This is a genomic window from Phytobacter sp. V91 (genome assembly GCF_965644225.1).
Taxonomy (GTDB): domain Bacteria; phylum Pseudomonadota; class Gammaproteobacteria; order Enterobacterales; family Enterobacteriaceae; genus CBFFRJ01.
The window spans coordinates 1-18,998 of sequence record NZ_CBFFRJ010000099.1 but is presented as its reverse complement, the minus strand read 5'-3'; the positions used below and the strand labels follow the sequence as shown (position 1 = coordinate 18,998).

General features: G+C 54.9%; 15 protein-coding genes and 2 pseudogenes. 12 read left to right on the top strand and 5 right to left on the bottom strand.

The window, feature by feature from the left end; translation table 11 throughout:
* Window positions 1-62 precede the first annotated feature (62 nt).
* The 3 genes and pseudogenes from phoA to adrA form a co-directional block, all read left to right on the top strand.
* Window positions 63-1,312 (top strand): annotated as a pseudogene (phoA, locus tag ACSZO4_RS18375) (alkaline phosphatase); the annotation flags it as partial.
* A gap of 94 nt (window positions 1,313-1,406) precedes the next feature.
* On the top strand, window positions 1,407-1,727 hold the full coding sequence (psiF, locus tag ACSZO4_RS18370; protein ID WP_437890473.1) for a phosphate starvation-inducible protein PsiF: 321 nt from the start codon (window positions 1,407-1,409) through the stop codon (window positions 1,725-1,727).
* 90 nt (window positions 1,728-1,817) lie between these two features.
* Window positions 1,818-2,933, top strand: a complete 1,116-nt coding sequence (adrA, locus tag ACSZO4_RS18365) for a diguanylate cyclase AdrA (protein WP_437890472.1) — start codon at window positions 1,818-1,820, stop codon at window positions 2,931-2,933.
* Between the two features lie 49 nt (window positions 2,934-2,982).
* Here adrA and proC read toward each other — a convergent pair whose 3' ends face one another.
* On the bottom strand, window positions 2,983-3,789 hold the full coding sequence (gene proC / locus ACSZO4_RS18360) for a pyrroline-5-carboxylate reductase (protein ID WP_437890475.1): 807 nt from the start codon (window positions 3,787-3,789) through the stop codon (window positions 2,983-2,985).
* A gap of 137 nt (window positions 3,790-3,926) precedes the next feature.
* Between proC and ACSZO4_RS18355 the strand changes: the two genes are divergently transcribed.
* From ACSZO4_RS18355 to ppnP, 4 genes are all read left to right on the top strand, one after another.
* Complete coding sequence (locus tag ACSZO4_RS18355) at window positions 3,927-4,388, top strand: YaiI/YqxD family protein (protein WP_437890471.1); 462 nt, start codon at window positions 3,927-3,929, stop codon at window positions 4,386-4,388.
* A 265-nt stretch (window positions 4,389-4,653) separates the two neighbouring features.
* Window positions 4,654-5,178: a shikimate kinase AroL gene (aroL, locus tag ACSZO4_RS18350; RefSeq protein WP_437890470.1), complete on the top strand. Its 525-nt coding sequence runs from the start codon at window positions 4,654-4,656 to the stop codon at window positions 5,176-5,178.
* Between the two features lie 423 nt (window positions 5,179-5,601).
* Entirely contained in the window at window positions 5,602-6,279 is a 678-nt protein-coding gene (locus ACSZO4_RS18345) for an AroM family protein (protein WP_437890469.1), read from the top strand.
* Window positions 6,280-6,373: 94 nt separating this feature from the next.
* Entirely contained in the window at window positions 6,374-6,658 is a 285-nt protein-coding gene (gene ppnP / locus ACSZO4_RS18340) for a pyrimidine/purine nucleoside phosphorylase (protein ID WP_437890468.1), read from the top strand.
* A gap of 64 nt (window positions 6,659-6,722) precedes the next feature.
* Here the strand turns inward: ppnP and rdgC are convergent, their stop codons facing one another.
* Window positions 6,723-7,634, bottom strand: a complete 912-nt coding sequence (gene rdgC / locus ACSZO4_RS18335) for a recombination-associated protein RdgC (RefSeq protein WP_437890467.1) — start codon at window positions 7,632-7,634, stop codon at window positions 6,723-6,725.
* Between the two features lie 99 nt (window positions 7,635-7,733).
* Between rdgC and mak the strand changes: the two genes are divergently transcribed.
* The gene (gene mak, locus ACSZO4_RS18330) at window positions 7,734-8,639 is read left to right on the top strand and encodes a fructokinase (protein ID WP_437890466.1); all 906 of its coding nucleotides are present in this window, start codon (window positions 7,734-7,736) and stop codon (window positions 8,637-8,639) included.
* A gap of 42 nt (window positions 8,640-8,681) precedes the next feature.
* On the opposite strand, the gene sbcC is transcribed toward mak, so the two are convergent.
* Window positions 8,682-11,825, bottom strand: coding sequence for an exonuclease subunit SbcC (sbcC, locus tag ACSZO4_RS18325; protein WP_437890465.1), 3,144 nt, complete (start codon window positions 11,823-11,825; stop codon window positions 8,682-8,684).
* Window positions 11,822-13,024 carry an exonuclease subunit SbcD gene (sbcD, locus tag ACSZO4_RS18320; RefSeq protein WP_437890464.1) on the bottom strand — a complete coding sequence of 401 codons (1,203 nt, stop codon included), beginning with the start codon at window positions 13,022-13,024 and terminating at the stop codon, window positions 11,822-11,824. Before sbcD ends, sbcC begins: the two co-directional genes overlap by 4 nt.
* Before the next feature lie 195 nt (window positions 13,025-13,219).
* Between sbcD and phoB the strand changes: the two genes are divergently transcribed.
* The 4 genes from phoB to proY all read left to right on the top strand — a co-directional run bounded on the left by phoB (window position 13,220) and on the right by proY (window position 18,388).
* Window positions 13,220-13,909: a phosphate response regulator transcription factor PhoB gene (gene phoB / locus ACSZO4_RS18315; RefSeq protein ID WP_437890463.1), complete on the top strand. Its 690-nt coding sequence runs from the start codon at window positions 13,220-13,222 to the stop codon at window positions 13,907-13,909.
* A 21-nt stretch (window positions 13,910-13,930) separates the two neighbouring features.
* Window positions 13,931-15,226: a phosphate regulon sensor histidine kinase PhoR gene (gene phoR / locus ACSZO4_RS18310; protein ID WP_437890462.1), complete on the top strand. Its 1,296-nt coding sequence runs from the start codon at window positions 13,931-13,933 to the stop codon at window positions 15,224-15,226.
* Window positions 15,227-15,633: 407 nt separating this feature from the next.
* Window positions 15,634-16,953, top strand: a complete 1,320-nt coding sequence (gene brnQ, locus ACSZO4_RS18305) for a branched-chain amino acid transporter carrier protein BrnQ (RefSeq protein WP_437890461.1) — start codon at window positions 15,634-15,636, stop codon at window positions 16,951-16,953.
* A gap of 79 nt (window positions 16,954-17,032) precedes the next feature.
* The gene (gene proY / locus ACSZO4_RS18300; protein WP_437890474.1) at window positions 17,033-18,388 is read left to right on the top strand and encodes a proline-specific permease ProY; all 1,356 of its coding nucleotides are present in this window, start codon (window positions 17,033-17,035) and stop codon (window positions 18,386-18,388) included.
* Window positions 18,389-18,436: 48 nt separating this feature from the next.
* Here the strand turns inward: proY and ACSZO4_RS18295 are convergent.
* Window positions 18,437-18,911: pseudogene (locus ACSZO4_RS18295) on the bottom strand (anion permease).
* Window positions 18,912-18,998: the final 87 nt, after the last annotated feature.

Here is an 18,998-nt window from a genome sequence, read left to right as displayed (position 1 = left end):
TACAGCTCAGCTAAGGTAAGGCTAATACAGATAAGGACTCCACTGAACCCCACCGATTAAATCGCACCTTCCTTAATGATAAGCCTGCCAAAAATATCATTCTGTTGATTGGCGATGGAATGGGCGATTCCGAAATTACCGCCGCCCGAAATTATGCGGAAGGCGCCGGCGGCTTCTTCAAAGGTATTGATGCCTTACCGTTGACCGGGCAATACACGCACTATGCTCTCGATAAAAAACGGGAAAACCTGACTACGTCACTGACTCCGCAGCCTCGGCAACCGCATGGTCTACCGGGGTGAAAACCTATAACGGCGCGCTTGGCGTCGATATTCATGAAAAAGATCATGTGACCATTCTGGAGATGGCCAAAGCAGCGGGTTTAGCCACCGGCAACGTCTCTACGGCTGAATTGCAGGATGCCACGCCTGCGGCGCTGGTTTCTCACGTGACTTCACGTAAATGCTACGGCCCGAGCGTTACCAGTGAAAAATGTGCCAGCAATGCCCTTGAAAAAGGCGGAAAAGGTTCAATTACCGAACAGCTGTTGAATGCCCGCGCCGACGTTACCCTGGGTGGCGGTGCGAAGACCTTCAGCGAAGCGGCTACGGCCGGTGAGTGGAAAGGTAAAACGCTGCGCGAGCAAGCCGAGGCGCGAGGCTACCAGATGGTGAGCGATGCCTCAGGTCTTGCGGCTATTACTGTTGCTAACCAGGATAAACCGGTGCTCGGTCTGTTCTCGGACGGAAATATGCCGGTGCGTTGGGAAGGGCCGAAAGCCTCGCTGCACGGTAACATTGATAAGCCTGCGGTGACCTGTACTCCGAACGCCAAACGTAACGATACGGTACCTACCCTGGCGCAGATGACTGATAAAGCACTGGATCTGCTCAGTAAAAATGAGAAGGGCTTCTTCCTGCAGGTTGAAGGCGCTTCCATTGATAAGCAGGACCATGCGGCTAACCCATGTGGCCAGATTGGTGAAACGGTTGATCTTGACGAAGCGGTGCAAAAAGCGCTGGCCTTTGCCAAAAAAGACGGTAATACGCTGGTTATCGTCACCGCTGACCATGCCCACGCCAGTCAGATTATCCCGACCGATACCAAAGCACCGGGCTTAAGCCAGTTGCTCAATACCAAAGACGGTACGGTGATGGCGATGACCTACGGCAACTCTGAAGAAGAGTCGATGGAACATACCGGCACCCAGATCCGCATTGCCGCTTATGGCCCACACGCGGCTAACGTCGTTGGTCTGACCGACCAGACTGACCTGTTCTTCACTATGAAAGCAGCCCTCGGTCTGAAATAAACGCCGCCCGGCGGGAATTGATCCCATCGGGTGGTTTTTTCGCCAGTTCGAACCATCCTTAAAGCGCAACAGATGAAGAAAGAAGGATGGTGCGATGAAAATAACATTACTGGTTACTCTCCTGTTTGGTCTGGTATTCATCACGGCGTTAAGCGCTGCGGAGAAAACCCTTACCCCACAACAACAACGTATGACCCTCTGCAATCAACAGGCGACAGCCCAGACGCTGGCCGGCGATGCCCGCAAGCGCTATATGAGCGACTGCCTGAAAAATAGCAAAACGGAACCCGGGCAAAAGAGCCTGACTCCGCAGCAGCAAAAGATGCGCGAATGTAATGCGCAGGCCACTCAGCAATCGCTCAAAGGCGAGGATCGCAGCAAGTTTATGAGCGCCTGCCTGAAGAAAAGCGCCTAAGCCAAACGGGTGACCGGAGATCCCGGCTCACCCGAAATTTCATACTTTCTCCGCATCACCCCTCTCTATAATTTGGGAAATTGTTTCAGAATGTTCCCAAAAATTATGAATGATAATAATTTTTATACCCCAGATGGTTCGAACAAGGAGAGGAACCCTAATCTGAGCGACGAAGATCATTACAACGATGGCCTTCAATTCGCGCAGCGGGAGAGGCTGCCACGTGCTGCCGGGCTGGCCTGTTTATTCTTCCCGCTGGCTGCAGAGATGGTGTCAAAGCCGATGGCCGGCGGCTGGTGGATCCTGCTGGTCCTCTGGACCTTCGTCTGGCCGCATCTGGCCTGGCAACTGGCCTCGCGCTCCAGCGATCCCCTCGCCAGTGAAACCCACAATATTAAAGTCGACGCCATACTTGCCGGCATATGGGTCGCCCTGACCGGCATCAACCTGATGCCCTCACTGGCTCTGGTGATGATGGTGTTTATTACGACCATGGGGGCAGGCGGGCCGCGCCTGTGCCTGGTAGCGGTTTTCCTGACGCTGGTCTCCTGCCTGGCGACGCTGCAGCTTACCGGTATCGCTTTTGCTCCCGTCAGTCCGCCACTGACAATATGGCTGACGGTGCCGGTGCTATTGATCTACCCGCTGCTGTTTTCCTGGGTGAATTACCGCGCGGCTATTCGTATGGAAGACAGTCGGCGTCGTTTACAGGTAATGAGCATTCGTGACGGTATGACAGGGGTCTATAACCGACGCCATTGGGAAACTTTGCTGAGGGATGAGTTTGATAACTGCCGACGTCATCAGCGGGTGGCGACGTTGTTGCTGATCGACGTCGATCACTTCAAAACGATAAATGATACCTGCGGGCATGATGTGGGAGATGAAGCGATCGTGGCTATCACTCGCCATCTGCAGTTGAGCCTGCGCGGTAGCGATGTCATTGGCCGCTTTGGGGGGGATGAGTTTGCGGTGATCATGGGGGGAACCTCGTCCGAAAGCGCGATTGCCGCGATGACGCGCGTCCACGATCGTCTGGCGACGTTTCGTCTGACCAGCGCCCCAAATCTCGCGCTGCATATCAGCGTTGGGGTTGCTCCCCTGACCGAAGAGATGGCGCAGTATCGCGAATGGCTTAAAGCGGCGGATCTGGCGTTATACAAAGCCAAAAGAGCCGGACGTAACCGCACCGAGGTCGCCGCCTGATAGCAAGTCTTTATTTGCCACCAGCCGGTCAGCCAGTGGCGGACAGAGATTATTTACTCAGGGCGTCAGATTTGGCCATGCAGGCCTGGATGGCATCGATAACTGCCGCACGGAACCCTTTTTCTTCCAGCACCTTGACCGCTTCGATGGTGGTTCCACCAGGCGAGCAGACCATATCTTTCAATTCACCCGGATGTTTACCGGTTTCCAGCACCATTTTTGCCGACCCCATTACCGCCTGCGCGGCAAAGCGATAGGCTTGCGCGCGCGGCATACCGCCGAGCACGGCAGCATCGGCCATGGCTTCAATAAACATAAATACGTATGCCGGAGCAGAACCACTGACGCCCACTACCGGATGGATCATCGATTCTGAGACCACCTCAGCGCCACCGAAACTGCGGAAAATCCCCAGCACATCATTGATGTCTTCCTCAGTGACCAGCGCATTGGCGGTAATGGAGGTCATTCCGGCATTCACCAGTGATGGCGTATTCGGCATTGAACGAATAATTTTACGATCATGACCCAGCGCGCGGGCCAGCTGATCGAGGGTGACGCCTGCCGCAATGGAGACGACCAGCGTCTCTTTATTCAGGCTGGAGGCCACCTCGCTCAGCACTTTGACCATAATATTGGGTTTAACGGCGCCGAAGACGATATCAGCGACCTGGGCTACGTCCTGGGCGCTTGGGGCGGCATTAATACCATACTCATCATGCAGCCTGGCGACTTTATCTGCCGACGGGGTATAGACCCAAATTTGTCCCGGCTGTACCTGACCGCTGGCGATGAGCCCGCCGAGGATAGCCTTGCCCATGTTGCCGCAGCCGATAAAACCGATTTTTTTCTCCATCACGTCTGTCTCTCCGCTGATAGTGTGTTGTGGCTATAGCTTAACGCATGAACGCCGCGGCAGGTTAAACCTTAACGTTGTGCTTTGCGCAGAGCCGATTTAACGCCACAATGCGAAGGCAAAATTGAGGAGCGAGAATGGCGATTTGGGTTGATGCGGACGCCTGTCCGAATGTGATTAAAGAAATTCTGTTTCGTGCGGCCGAGCGCACGCAGACGCCGTTAACGCTGGTGGCAAACCAGAATATCCGCGTCCCGCAGTCGCGTTTTATCCGCTCGGTACGTGTGGCTGCCGGGTTTGATGTCGCGGACAATGAAATCGTTCGCCGGTGTGAAGCCGGGGATCTGGTTATCACCGCAGATATCCCTCTGGCGGCGGAAGTTATCGCTAAAGGGGGCGAGGCCCTTAATCCGCGGGGCGAACGCTACACTGAAGCGACGATCCGTGAACGCTTGACGATGCGTGATTTTATGGACACGCTGCGGGCCAGCGGTATTCAGACCGGCGGGCCTGACAGTCTCTCTTTGCGCGACAGGCAGCAGTTTGCTGCCGAGCTCGATAAATGGTTGCTGGAGCGTGCCCGGCGTCAGCCGAAGTAGTTCTGCCATCAACAGACATCTGAATATGTTACGCTAACCGCGCCTGTGGGCTTGTCAACGAACATTACTTTAAGTAAGGTTATCTCCACGCAGGTTGCATTGAAATCTTTACACTCAAATTGGGCGTCGTTTCTGGATTAAGTCGAAGCGGGATGCGAATTATCTTTTCATGTGTAACGATTTATTTACGACCGTTCGGCACCAGGCAGGGTGTTTTAACGTTACTCCCATTTACACCTTGCGAAATTTGAGGGAACACCAGTTCATGACGCTACCCATTTTTTTAATCGGCGCACGCGGTTGCGGTAAAACGACCGTAGGCCATGCGCTGTCGCAGTTACAGGCCTGTCCGTTTGTGGATACCGACCATTGGTTGCAGGAACAGGCGCAAATGACCGTTGCCCAACTGGTCAGCAAAGAGGGATGGCATGGCTTTCGTGCTCGCGAAACCCAGGCGCTTGAAGCGGTGACTGCGCCCGCTCATATTGTGGCGACCGGCGGTGGTATTATTCTCAGTGAATATAACCGTAAGTTTATGCGTGAACAGGGGCTGGTGATTTATCTGTGCGCCCCGGTCTCGGTACTGGTAGACCGTCTGGAGGCTTATCCTAAAGAGAGTCAGCGTCCGACCCTGACCGGTAAGCCGATTCGCGAAGAAGTGGGCGAAATTCTGGCCGGACGTGACGCGCTGTATCGTGAAACCGCGCATCATGTTGTCGATGCGGCAGCCAGTCTCGATGATGTGATTGCTGAAATTCGCAACGCAATGCATATGGCCCGCGCCAGTTAGCTTATCCTCGTTAAGCCCGTGTTGTTGCCATAAGAATGGCGCTGGCGGGCCGCGTGTCGCCGGGTATCAGCGCAGCGCTTATCATTAAAGCGCTGATGCGGCGTTAAGCGTATATCCCACCGAGCAGGAAGCCCTGACGCGAAGAGCCGCGGCGAGGATCCTGGTAAATACTGAATTGTCTGCCCGATGCATACCTTATTCTGATAAAGACAAATTATCCGCTGGCATCACACTTTTACCCCTGGCGAAGTGGGCTGTCGCCGATAATAATCAAATCTAATTAATTCTTTCTGGAGATTTTTGGAAATAGACGGGATGGGATTACCTACCTGACCTGATGCAAAATTTTCTGAAGTGGCTCCGTGCGCTTTCAGATTGCGTTTACGTGTGAATAGATAAGCAGTGTTGCAAGGCGGAAAAAGAATGAGTGCGACTTTGGCGATCCTCACCGTTGGTGTGGTGCCTGTAAAAGAGATCCTGCCGCTGTTGACTGAGCATATTTCTGAACAGCAGATCACCCATGTTAGTTTGTTAGGCAAAATGGATCCCAGCGAGGTTCATGATGATTACCGTGTCGATCCCGGTGAAACCCCGATGCCCACGCGACTTCGTGACGACACGGTGGTCAGCGTTTCTCGCGAGAAGGTCGAACGTGATTTGCAAAGTGTTATTGAAGTGCTTGATAACCAGGGCTATGACGTTATTTTACTGATGAGCACTGCGCCCATCCAGGGGTTGAGTGCGCTCAATTCTATTCTTATCGAACCGCAACGTATTATCCCACCGCTGGTGGCTTCCATTGTCGATGGCCATCAAATGGGGGTGATTGTTCCCATCCCTGAGCTGATGGCGCAGCAGCAGCATCGATGGAGCCTGCTGGAGACGGAGCCTTACTATGCCCTCGCGCATCCATTTAAGGCGACGGAGGCAGAACTTGTGGCCGCCGGAAAGACGCTGATTGAGCAGGGCGCGGATGTATTAATGCTTGATTGTCTTGGTTTTCATCAATGGCACCGTGATTTGCTCCAGAAATCGCTGAATGTGCCAGTATTACTCTCTAATATTCTGGTTGCGCGACTGGCGTCTGAGCTGCTGGTGTAGGGCGTTTGCCCGGTTAATTTCGCGTGACAGGAGCGAAGTCTGGCCTCTATAGTGCTTTTTCATATATTCAATTAATATTCAAAAGGGCCAGTTTATGCTTCAAAGTAACGAATACTTTTCCGGTAAAGTGAAATCCATCGGTTTTACCAGCAGCAGCACTGGCCGTGCCAGCGTGGGCGTTATGGCCGAAGGGGAATATACCTTTGGTACCGCGCAGCCGGAAGAGATGACGGTGGTGAGTGGCGCACTGCGTGTTCTGTTGCCGGGCGAGACTGAGTGGAAAACCTACGCTGCCGGTGAAGTCTTCAACGTTCCGGGCCACAGCGAATTCAATTTGCAGGTTGCCGAGCCGTCTTCCTACCTCTGCCGCTACCTGTAAGCGCACGCAGCAGTAGAGACACAAACGCCCGGCTTACCGGGCGTTTGCGTTTATGGCTTACGGATTAACGCTGGGCTTCGCCGCCTAAGCCTTCCACCAGACTGTGGATAAGCGTCGACAATTCCCCGGTCATCAGGATGAAATCAGCATCGAAGCGCTGGGCCACATCCTCTCTGTCGATATCTTCGTTCTGGTCACGGAGTTCATCGCCAAATTTCAGCCGCTTAATCGAACCATCGTCGCAGACCATAAACTGGACGCGTTGCTGCCAGTCGAGAGCCAGTTTGGTGACCACTTTGCCCGCTTCGATGTGCACGGCAATTTCGTCGCTAACCAGTTCTTGTTTCTTACAGCGGATCACGCCGCCATCTTCTAAAATCGCTTTCAGTTCAGCTTCGTCAAGCAACTGGAACCCTTGGGCTACCGTACCGGAACGGACCCATTCGGTCAGCGTCAGTTCAATCGGGTTTTCCAGCGTCAGAGGCACGACCGGCAGTGAACCGAGGCTCTTGCGCAGCAGCGCCAGCGTATCTTCGGCTTTTTTGGCGCTGGCGCAGTCGACCATAATCAGACCATTAACGGTATCGATCCACATCATGGTCTGGCTGAAACGGCTGAACGCGCGGGGCAACAAAGAGTGCAGCACTTCGTCTTTCAGCGAATCTTTCTCGGTTTTTTTCAGCTTGCGGCCCTGATCGGCTTCGAGGCGGGAAATTTTGGCTTCCAGTGCCTGTTTAATCACCGTAGACGGCAGAATTTTCTCTTCCTTGCGGGCGCAAATAATAATCTGACCATTGGCGGTGTGGGTCAGCGCATCACTGTGTGAACCCATCGGTGGAACCCACCCGGTTTTCGCCATATCCTGACTACCGCATGGGGTAAACGATAGTGGGGCAAGCTGTTTTTCTATCTCTTCTGCCTGCAACGCTACATCGCGGCTGAGACGGTATACCATTAAATTTTTAAACCACAGCATGATTTTTTCCACGGCCTTGTCGTTAAATGCAGCGGGCATGATAACCAATTGTCGCCGCGCTTGCATGTGAATGCGTTGTCCAACTATGAGGAGCATTATGTGCGTATCGGTATTGATTTAGGTGGGACGAAAACAGAAATCATTGCGCTCAGCGATGATGGCGATGAGTTGTTTCGCTATCGCCAGGCCACACCGCGTGATTACCATCAAACCATTGAATTGATTGCTTCTCTTGTTGCGCTCACCGAAAAAGAGACCGGGCAAACCGGGACGGTAGGGATGGGGATCCCCGGATCCATTTCGCCTTATACCGGGGTGGTGAAAAACGCCAATTCGACCTGGCTGAACGGGAAACCCTTCGATAAGGATTTAAGCCTGCGCCTGAATCGAGAAGTGCGCCTGGCGAATGATGCCAACTGCCTGGCGGTCTCAGAGGCGGTGGACGGTGCGGCCGCAGGCGCGCAAACCGTCTTCGCCGTAATCATTGGCACCGGATGCGGTGCGGGCGTGGCGCTTGGCGGTCGTGCGCATATTGGCGGAAACGGCACGGCGGGTGAGTGGGGCCACAATCCGCTGCCGTGGATGGACGAAGATGAACTGCGCTACCGGGCGGAAGTCCCGTGCTATTGCGGCAAACAGGGCTGTATCGAAACCTTTATTTCCGGCACCGGCTTTGGCACGGATTATCAGCGTCTGAGCGGACGGGCGCTGAAAGGTAATGAAATTATGCACCTGATGGAAGAGCAGGACTCGCTCGCAGAGCTTGCGTTATGCCGCTATGAATTGCGGCTGGCAAAGTCGCTGGCCCACGTGGTCAATATTCTCGATCCCGATGTGATTGTGCTCGGCGGCGGAATGAGTAACGTCGAGCGGCTCTACAAAACCGTGCCTGCACTGGTAAAAAACTGGGTCTTTGGCGGCGAGTTCGAAACGCCGGTTCGCAAAGCGCTGCACGGTGACTCCAGCGGCGTGCGCGGGGCGGCCTGGCTGTGGCCCCAACCCTGACCCGGTGGAGAACCCGGCAATCTGCTGATTGCCGGGAAGTTGTCAGGACTCCAGCGCAAAGATTTTATCCAGTTTGCTGTACCCCAGTCCGTTAATCTTCCTGACCTTGATCTGTACCGGGATCCGCTCTTTCATCGCTTCGACGTGGCTGATAACACCAATGGTTTTTCCCGTTGCGTTCAGCGCATCAAGAGCATCGAGCGCCGTATCCAGTGTTTCACTGTCGAGTGTGCCAAAACCTTCATCGAGGAACAGCGAATCGATGCGGGTTTTGTGGCTCACCAGGTCTGACAGCGCCAGCGCCAGCGCAAGGCTGACGAGGAAGCTTTCGCCGCCCGAAAGCGTACGCGTATCACGCACGGTATCCGCCTGCCAGGTATCCACCACTTCCAGCTCCAGCGCTTCGCTGGCTTTGCGCTTGAGCAGGTAACGCCCGTGCAGTCGGTTAAGCTGGTTGTTTGCCAGCCATACCAGGTTATCGAGCGTTAACCCCTGGGCGAACTTACGGAATTTATCCCCGTCTTTGGAGCCAATCAACTGCGCCAGATGACCCCAGTCGTCGCAGAGTTCCCTGACCCGCTCAATCTCCAGCATCAGGGTCTGCAGGCGCTGACGGTTCCCGGCATCCTGCTTAAGCTGCTGGCGCAATTCTCCCTGGCGGGTGGTGTTTTCCCTCAGCTGGCTCGTTAGCGCTGCGAGCGTTTCCTGACTTTTCTCCGCCGTTTCCTGCTCATCCATTGCTGCTGGCGGCTGGGCGATATGGGTCTTCAGCACCTGTTCAGCGCTACTGACCAGCGTCTGAGCCTGTTGGCAGGCATTCTCCAGCTTCTGGCGGAGTTGTTCGAGCCGCTGGCGCTCCACGTCATCGAGCAACGCATCCAGAAATGCCTGCTGGCTGGCAAACTCACTTTCTGCCAGCGCTGCGGCGAATTGTTTCTCCAGTGCGGCCAGTCGTTGCGTTTCCTGAGCGAGCTGTTGTTGCAGGGTTTGCCACTGGCTTTGCAGCGAAACACAGCGGTTATGCACCTGCTGCCAGTTGTCCAGAGGCTCAGGCTGAGGACTCCCGGCGACGTCTTCTTCCGGCAGCGTCTCCAGAAGAGGAGAGAGCTGCGCGATACGCTCATGCAGGGCCGTGAATTCGTTCTGTTTATCCTGCCACAGCTGCGCTTCGGCGCTGCGTTCTGCCAGCCATGACGCCTCTTCACCTTCAGCCGGAACCCTGAGCCCCAGCGGCTCCAGACTTGCGGTGAGTGCCATCCTGCGGGCATCGGCGGTCTGCTGATATTGCGCCACCTGCTGGCGCTGTTCACTGATTTGGTTCTGTAATGTCAGACGCTGACTTAACTGATAAAGCTGATGTTCATAGGCATCCTGGCTGGCCTGCCAGCTGGTGAGATCGTGCTGCGGTTGCATACCGATCCCAAGGTCGGCAGACAGTTGCACCCACTCCTGTTGCAGGGCCTGCTCATCCTGCTGCAAGATTCTGGCCTGGCGTTCTTCTTTTTCATACTGCTCCGCCAGTCCTTTCAGACGCGCGCTGAGGGCAACACCGTCCTCGGCCATCTTACGGACCTCCAGATCCAGCGCATCGCGACGGGCATGGTTGGCTCCCGGCACCATGGCCTGATACTCCGCAATGGCCGGGTGTTCTGCGGAGCCGCAAAGCGGGCACGGCTGGCCCGGCTGGAGACGGGCGCGCTCGTTCTCCAGACTGTGGATACGATCTTCCAGCTCGCAGACCTTACGGATCTCGGTCAGTAGCTGGTTTTTATCTTTATATTGCGCACGTTTGCTTAACAGCTCGGCATCGCATCTTTCCTGGCTGGCTTTTAGCTCCGTCAGGCTTTGCTGACGCTGGGCGAGATGTTTTTGCAGCGGTGCGAAACGGGCGTGCAGGGCATGCAGTCGCTGGCGCAGCGGACGCTGTTGCGCACTTAACGTCATGGCGGCATTCACCTCTTCGGGGCTCATCTCCAGAGAGATGTCCATCAGGCCACGCAGTTTCAGCTCATTTTGCTCAATGCGCGCCAGCAGCGCCTGCCAGGGTTTTTTGTCACCGTCCTGCTGGTTAAGCATCGCCCGCCAGCCGGCCAGTTCATTTTGCCAGCGCTGAAAACGTTGATGTTCACTCAGCCAGCTCTTCAGAGTGGTTTGCGATGCCATCAGTTGGGCGTGTTGATGGGCCGCGCTGGCGCGAATGCGTCCACGCAGGTCGCGACTGGCTTGTAAGCGAGTATTCACTTCATCATTTTGCTGGACGCTACGCTGCTGTACCTGGCGTTGCTCCTGCACCTGCTCCCAGACCGGGCGCAGTTGTAATGCCGGCTGGGCGCGGTTGAGCCGGGTCAGCTCGGGCTGCGCCTGCTCGTATGCCTGCTGGGCCTGCACCGTGGCGGCTTGTGCGCGCTGATGAGCGAGCTGCAATTCATGGCTGCGATTGAGCCAGTTTAGCTGGGTTTGCGCTTCTCGCTGCCCGTTCAGCAGGCGCTGCTCCTCGTCAGTAAGTGCCTGCAAACTTTTATTCAACGTCTCACGTTGTTCATCATTAAACAGGACAACGCCTTCGGCCTGAGCCTGACATTTTTCCAGCTCTGTTTTGGCTATCTTATGTTTTTCAAAGACATCAGCGGAGATCCGGCCATAGATTTCGGTACCGGTTAATTCTTCCAGTAACTCTGCCCGCTCCTTAGGTTTGGCATTCAGAAAGGCAGCAAACTGCCCCTGGGAAAGCAGCATCGAACGGGTAAAGCGGCCATAATCCAGCCCGGTGAGCGATGCGGTCAGCTCAAGCTTATCTTTGACTTTATCCGCCAGGATTTTGCCATCCGCGCACTGCGCCAGCTCAACGCGCGGCACCTGCAGGTTGCCATCCGGCTGATTGCGGGCGCGGGTCTGGCTCCAGAAGGCTCTATAGGCAATGCCTTTGACTTCGAACTCCACCTCCGCGAGGCAATCGGCAGTGCCGCGGGTCATCAAATCATTCTGGGATTGCGAGACATTATTCAGCCGTGGCGTTTCATGGTAAAGCGCGAGGCATATGGCATCCAGCAGGGTGGTTTTCCCTGCTCCGGTCGCGCCGGTAATGGCAAACAGGCCATTACTGGCAAAAGGCTCGGCGGTAAAATCTATCTTCCACTCACCTTTCAGTGAGTTGAGATTTTTCAGGCGCAGGCTAAGAATTTTCATGCGTCGTGCTCCTGCTGTAAGGCATGCACTGTCTGCATAAACAGCGCCTGTAGTCGGGCGTACTGCGTCTCATCGAGTTCTTCCAGCGCGAGACGACGGGCGAAGACCTCTTCAACGTTGAGTTCGCTTAATGTCTCGCGCCGCTCGCTGGCGAGAATGCGCTCCCGCTGTTCGCGGCTGCGACGAACCAGCAGGACCTCCACCGGCAGTTCGGCAGTCAGCGCCTGGATCCTGCGCTGCATATCGCTGAGGTAGTCATCGGTGGTGATTTCAATATCGAGCCAGACCGGAGAGTCGGCGTGATTACCTTTCCACTGCGTGAGCTGCGAGCTGATGGCGGCAAGATCGCCTTTGACAACGCCTAATTGCTGGGTAACGGGAACCTCCAGCGGGGTGACTTCGGCCAGCTTTCCGTCACTGAATGTCACTAAATTGACATATTTGCTTTTGCCGGTTTCATCGAAACTCAGGGCAATAGGGGAGCCGCAATAGCGGATATGCTCCTGACCGCCAATTTTTTGTGGGCGATGAATATGCCCAAGCGCGATGTAATCCGCTGGCGGGAAGTTCTGCGCCGGGAAGGCATCAAGGGTGCCGATATAGATTTCGCGCACCGCATCACTTTTGCTGGCGCCGACGGTGGTGAGATGTCCGCTGGCAATAATGGGCAGCGGCCTGTCGCCGCGCAGGGTGCAGGCCGCGTCATATTGCTGCTGATAATAATCCGTAATCGCCCCCAGCAGATGCTGCTGTTTTTCCGCGCCGGAAAGCCCCGCCTGGCTGGTGACAATGTCGCGCGGGCGTAAAAAAGGAACCGGGCAAAAAATTGCCCCGGCTGAGCCATCGCGCAGCGGTAAAACAAAGGGCGCGCTGCCCGCGCTGGCGACCACGGTGGTTTTTAGCCAGGCGAGAATATCTTTCGATTCATTGAGGGTAGCGACGGAATCGTGGTTGCCCGCCAGCACCACCAGATGACAGCCGGTGCTCTGTAGCTTCACCACAAATTGATTATAGAGTTCGCGGGCATAGCTTGGCGGAGAGCCGGTATCGAAGATATCGCCTGCGACAATAATCGCATCAACCAGATGGTGTTCTGCGGTTGCCAGCAGCCAGGTGAGAAAGGCGTCGTGTTCTGCGGCCCGACTTTTGCTGTAAAAGTTCTGACCGAGGTGCCAGTCCGAAGTATGAATGATGCGCATAGCGGTTCCGTGGCAAAAAAGCGTAAACAGGATTATAACATTCAAGGGCATATGCGCTGCCAGCGAAAGCGAATCATCGCTGTCATAAAACGGCGGCTGGGGTCATCTGTCGGTCATTTGTTTCATAAATCTGTCACAAAAGTGACGCATACTGACGCCGCGATTGACTGATGACTTAATTAAACAGGGCAAATTATGGCAAGACGCATTCTGGTCGTAGAAGATGAAGCACCCATCCGTGAAATGGTTTGCTTTGTGCTTGAGCAAAACGGCTTTCAACCTGTCGAAGCGGAAGATTATGACAGCGCGGTGAACCAACTTAATGAACCCTGGCCCGATCTGGTTTTGCTCGACTGGATGTTGCCGGGTGGCTCAGGTATTCAGTTTATCAAACACCTGAAACGTGAAGCCATGACCCGTGAAATCCCGGTGATGATGCTGACCGCCCGCGGGGAAGAAGAGGACCGGGTTCGGGGCCTTGAAACCGGCGCTGATGATTACATTACCAAGCCGTTCTCGCCAAAAGAGCTGGTCGCACGCATCAAAGCGGTGATGCGACGTATCTCGCCGATGGCGGTAGAAGAAGTCATCGAAATGCAGGGGCTGAGTCTCGATCCGAGCTCCCACCGCGTGATGACGGGCGAGAATCCCCTGGACATGGGGCCGACAGAGTTTAAGCTACTGCACTTCTTTATGACCCATCCTGAACGCGTCTACAGCCGCGAACAGTTGCTGAACCACGTCTGGGGAACCAACGTGTATGTTGAAGACCGGACGGTGGATGTGCATATTCGCCGCTTGCGTAAGGCGCTGGAACACAGTGGTCACGATCGGATGGTACAAACAGTTCGCGGCACGGGTTACCGGTTCTCAACCCGTTTCTGAAATCTGACAGGAGTGTGACGCGTGCTGGAACGGCTGTCATGGAAAAGGCTGGTACTCGAACTCATCCTGTGCTGTTTACCAGCGGCACTGCTCGGAGCATTTTTTGGTTATCTGCCGTGGTTTTTACTGCTGGCGGTGACCGGATTACTGGCCTGGCATTTCTGGAATTTAATGCGGCTTTCCTGGTGGTTATGGGTCGATAAAAGTATGACCCCTCCGCCAGGGACAGGGAGTTGGGAACCGCTGTTGTATGGCCTGCATCAGATGCAGATGCGGAATAAAAAACGGCGTCGTGAGCTGGGAAATCTGATTAAACGTTTTCGCAGCGGGGCTGAATCTTTACCGGATGCGGTCGTTCTGACCACCGAAGAGGGGGCCATTTTCTGGTGTAATGGCCTGGCTCAGCAGCTGCTTAATTTACGCTGGCCGGACGATAACGGACAAAATATTCTCAACCTGCTGCGTTACCCTGAATTTACTCGCTACCATAAAGCACGGAATTTTGTCCGTCCGCTTAATCTGGTGCTTAACAATGGCCGTCATCTTGAGATCCGCGTGATGCCCTACAGTGAGCACCAGTTGTTAATGGTGGCGCGCGATGTCACGCAGATGCATCAGCTGGAAGGGGCGAGACGTAACTTTTTTGCCAACGTCAGCCATGAATTGCGTACGCCGCTTACCGTGCTGCAGGGCTATCTGGAGATGATGCAGGAGCAGACTCTGGAAGGGCTGCCGCGCGAGAAAGCCTTACATACCATGCGTGAGCAAACTTCACGCATGGAAGGGCTGGTTAAACAGTTGCTTACGTTATCGAAAATCGAAGCGGCGCCAATTATTCCACCTAATGAAATTATCGATGTCCCCATAATGCTGCGGGTGGTTGAAAGGGAAGCCCAGACCCTGAGCCACAAAAAGCATGAACTGGAGTTTGTGGTCGATAATGCCGTCAAAGTGCTGGGTAATGAGGAACAACTGCGCAGCGCAATCTCAAATCTCGTCTACAACGCCGTTAACCATACGCCACCGGGAACGCACATTACCGTGAGCTGGCAGCGTGTGGCTCAGGGCGTGCAGTTTAGCGTTGAGGATAACGGTCCGGGGATTGCGGCTGAACATATTCCGCGTCTGACGGAGCGTTTTTACCGGGTGGACAAGGCCCGCTCCCGACAGACCGGTGGCAGTGGACTGGGGCTGGCGATTGTTAAGCATGCGGTTAATCACCATGACAGCAAGCTGGATATCGACAGCACGCCCGGAAAAGGGACCCGCTTTAGCTTTACCCTGCCAGAACGGCTGGTGGCGAGGAACGCAAGCTGACGCCGCAGGTGTCAGCTTTTCTTTCCACTCCTGTCAGAATACTCTCCTTTTCACCCATTTTTCCTTCTATTCATCCGTAGAATATGTCTGCGCTGATTTTTTGTTCGCATGATTAGCCATCTGTTTTTCTTATATACAGAGATATCATCTGGTATTCTTTTTCACTCTGGCATAACCATCTGGTTTTGCGATCCCTTATTGCCTTTAAACGTTATAAGCGTTTAAATTGCGCCCCGTGAGTCGTCAGACTCACTGTATTTGCGTGGTAAATCAAAAAACTATTCTCCACCACGCGAAGAGTGAAGTGTTTTGCGCTTCACTTTCAGGCTCTTGGCGCTGTAATGTTCCGCAGCGCAAGGCGAAAATTTCACCACTTGCATCACCACATCCACAGGCAGTAAACGTTTATGACCCATCATTTAAAACCACGAGACATTGTTGCTCTGGGCTTTATGACATTTGCGCTCTTCGTCGGCGCAGGCAATATCATTTTCCCCCCGATGGTCGGTTTGCAGGCAGGCGAGCACGTCTGGACTGCGTCAATTGGCTTTCTGATAACCGCAGTGGGACTTCCTGTTCTCACCGTGGTGGCGCTGGCGAAGGTCGGCGGTGGGGTGGACAGCCTCAGTACGCCCATTGGTAAAGTGGCGGGCGTTCTGCTGGCGACGGTGTGCTATCTGGCGGTAGGGCCGCTGTTTGCAACCCCGCGTACTGCCACCGTGTCGTTTGAGGTAGGGATCGCTCCTCTGACGGGTGAAGGTTCTCTGCCGCTGCTGATCTACAGCATCATCTATTTTACGCTGGTGATCCTGGTGTCGCTCTATCCGGGAAAACTGCTCGATACCGTTGGCAACTTCCTCGCGCCGCTGAAAATTATTGCCCTGATTATTCTCTCCGTTGCGGCGATTATCTGGCCCGCTGGTCCTATCAGCCACGCGATGGACGCCTATCAGCATGCGGCCTTCTCCAACGGTTTTGTGAATGGCTACCTGACGATGGACACCCTGGGCGCCATGGTCTTCGGGATCGTTATTGTTAACGCTGCCCGTTCACGTGGGGTCACCGAAGCGCGTCTGCTGACCCGTTACACCGTATGGGCTGGCCTGATGGCGGGCGTAGGCCTGACGCTGCTGTACCTGGCGCTGTTCCGTCTCGGTTCCGACAGTTCAACGCTTGTGGATCAGTCAGCTAACGGCGCTGCCATTCTGCATGCCTATGTGGCTCATACCTTTGGCGGCGCCGGGAGCTTCCTGCTGGCGGCGCTGATTTTTATCGCCTGCCTGGTAACGGCGGTTGGCCTGACCTGCGCCTGTGCGGAATTCTTTGCCCAGTACCTGCCGCTCTCCTACCGCACGCTGGTGTTTATTCTTGGCATCTTCTCCATGGCGGTGTCGAATCTGGGGCTGAGCCACCTGATTCAGATCTCCATTCCGGTACTGACGATGATCTATCCGCCTTGTATCGCCCTGGTCGTGTTAAGCTTCACCCGCTCGTGGTGGCGTAGTTCTACGCGTGTTATTGCCCCGGCGATGTTTATCAGCCTGCTGTTTGGCGTGCTGGACGGTATCAAGGCGTCAGCATTTGCTGATATCCTTCCTGCCTGGACGCAGCGCCTGCCGCTGGCAGAGCAAGGTCTGGCATGGTTGATGCCGACGCTGGTGATGGTGGTACTGGCTGCTGGCTGGGATCGCACCGCCGGGCGTCAGGTGGCTTCCAGCGCACACTAAGTTGCACGAAAAGATTTGCCAACCACGGGACTTATGGCCCCGTGGTTTTTTGTTTTTTTGAATCCTGGAACGGGAAATGATGGAAAGTACGAATAAGTTAAAGCGAGGGTTGAGTACCCGACACATCCGCTTTATGGCGCTGGGATCGGCAATCGGGACCGGGCTGTTTTACGGTTCAGCGGATGCCATCAGGATGGCGGGGCCGAGCGTATTGCTGGCCTATATCATCGGCGGCGTGGCGGCTTATATCATCATGCGCGCGCTGGGCGAGATGTCCGTACATAATCCTTCCGCCAGCTCTTTTTCCCGTTATGCCCAGGAAAATCTCGGTCCACTGGCAGGCTACATTACTGGCTGGACTTACTGTTTCGAAATCCTGATTGTTGCCATTGCCGATGTGACTGCTTTCGGTATCTATATGGGCGTCTGGTTCCCCACCGTACCGCACTGGATTTGGGTGCTTAGCGTGGTGCTGCTCATCTGCGCCATTAACCTGATGAGCGTCAAGGTATTTGGCGAGCTGGAGTTCTGGTTCTCATTCTTCAAAGTCGCCACCATTATCGTCATGATTGCTGCCGGCTTTGGGATCATCATCTGGGGGATTGGCAACGGCGGCCAGCCAACCGGCATCAGCAATTTATGGAGCAACGGCGGGTTCTTCAGCAATGGCTGGATTGGCATGGTGATGTCGCTACAAATGGTGATGTTTGCCTACGGCGGCATTGAAATTATTGGTATTACCGCAGGCGAAGCCAGAGATCCGCAAAAATCCATTCCGCGCGCCATCAATTCGGTGCCGATGCGTATCCTGGTGTTCTACGTCGGGACGCTGTTTGTCATTATGTCCATCTATCCGTGGAATCAGGTCGGGACTGACGGTAGCCCGTTTGTGCTGACCTTCCAGCATCTGGGCATTACCTTTGCCGCCAGCATCCTGAACTTTGTGGTACTGACTGCCTCCCTGTCGGCTATCAACAGTGATGTTTTCGGCGTCGGGCGTATGCTCCACGGGATGGCGGAGCAGGGCAGCGCCCCGAAAATCTTCGCTAAAACTTCACGTAAAGGCATTCCCTGGGTAACCGTGCTGGTGATGACGCTCGCGTTGCTGTCAGCGGTTTATCTCAACTACATCATGCCGGAAAACGTCTTCCTGGTGATTGCTTCGCTGGCGACCTTTGCCACGGTGTGGGTGTGGATAATGATCCTGCTCTCGCAGATTGCTTTCCGCCGCCGTCTGTCTGCTGGTGAGGTCAAGGCGCTGAAGTTCAAAGTACCAGGCGGTGTGGCGACCACCGTTGTGGGGGGGATTTTCCTCATCTTCATCATTGCCCTGATTGGCTGGCACCCGGAGACCCGTATCTCGCTGTACGTGGGATGCGCGTGGATTGTGCTGCTGCTGGCAGGCTGGATGTTTGTCCGTAAGAAGCTGGCGTAAAGCCATCGTTGACAGCCCGGTGAGCGTTATCGTCACCGGGCAAGTCTGTTACCACAAACCTAAAATTTTCCACCACACTGCGCCAAGCCCGAACCAGATCACGATGTTAATCAACATCACAATAAAGCCTAACCGCCACCAGTCGCGCTGGGCGACATAGCCTGCGCCGTAGTAGATAACCGCCGGGCCGTTGCCGTAGTGCGAAATCCCGCTCATCAGGTTGGTCACAAACGCCAGCGACAGCGCCACCATCATCGGTGGGGCTCCCGCGGCAACAGAGACGCTGCCAAAGGCGGCGTACATCGCGACGACGTGCGGCGTACTGCCCGCAAAGAAGTAATGCGAGTAGCAGTAGACAATCAACAGGACGGTGAGGGTGATTTCCCACGGAATGCCGGTAAGACAGTGCCGAAGTTGTGGCGGCAAACCATTTAAACAGGCCAAGCTGATTCAGCTTGTCGGCCATACAGATCATTACGCCCAGCCAGACCAGGATATCCCTGGCCCCTTTTTCCGACTGCACGTCCTGCCAGTTAATTAAGTCCGGTAAACCCCCGGCTTTGCCGGGGGACTCCGAAAGGTTTGACCTTTAAGTCAGTCGCGCGAATCT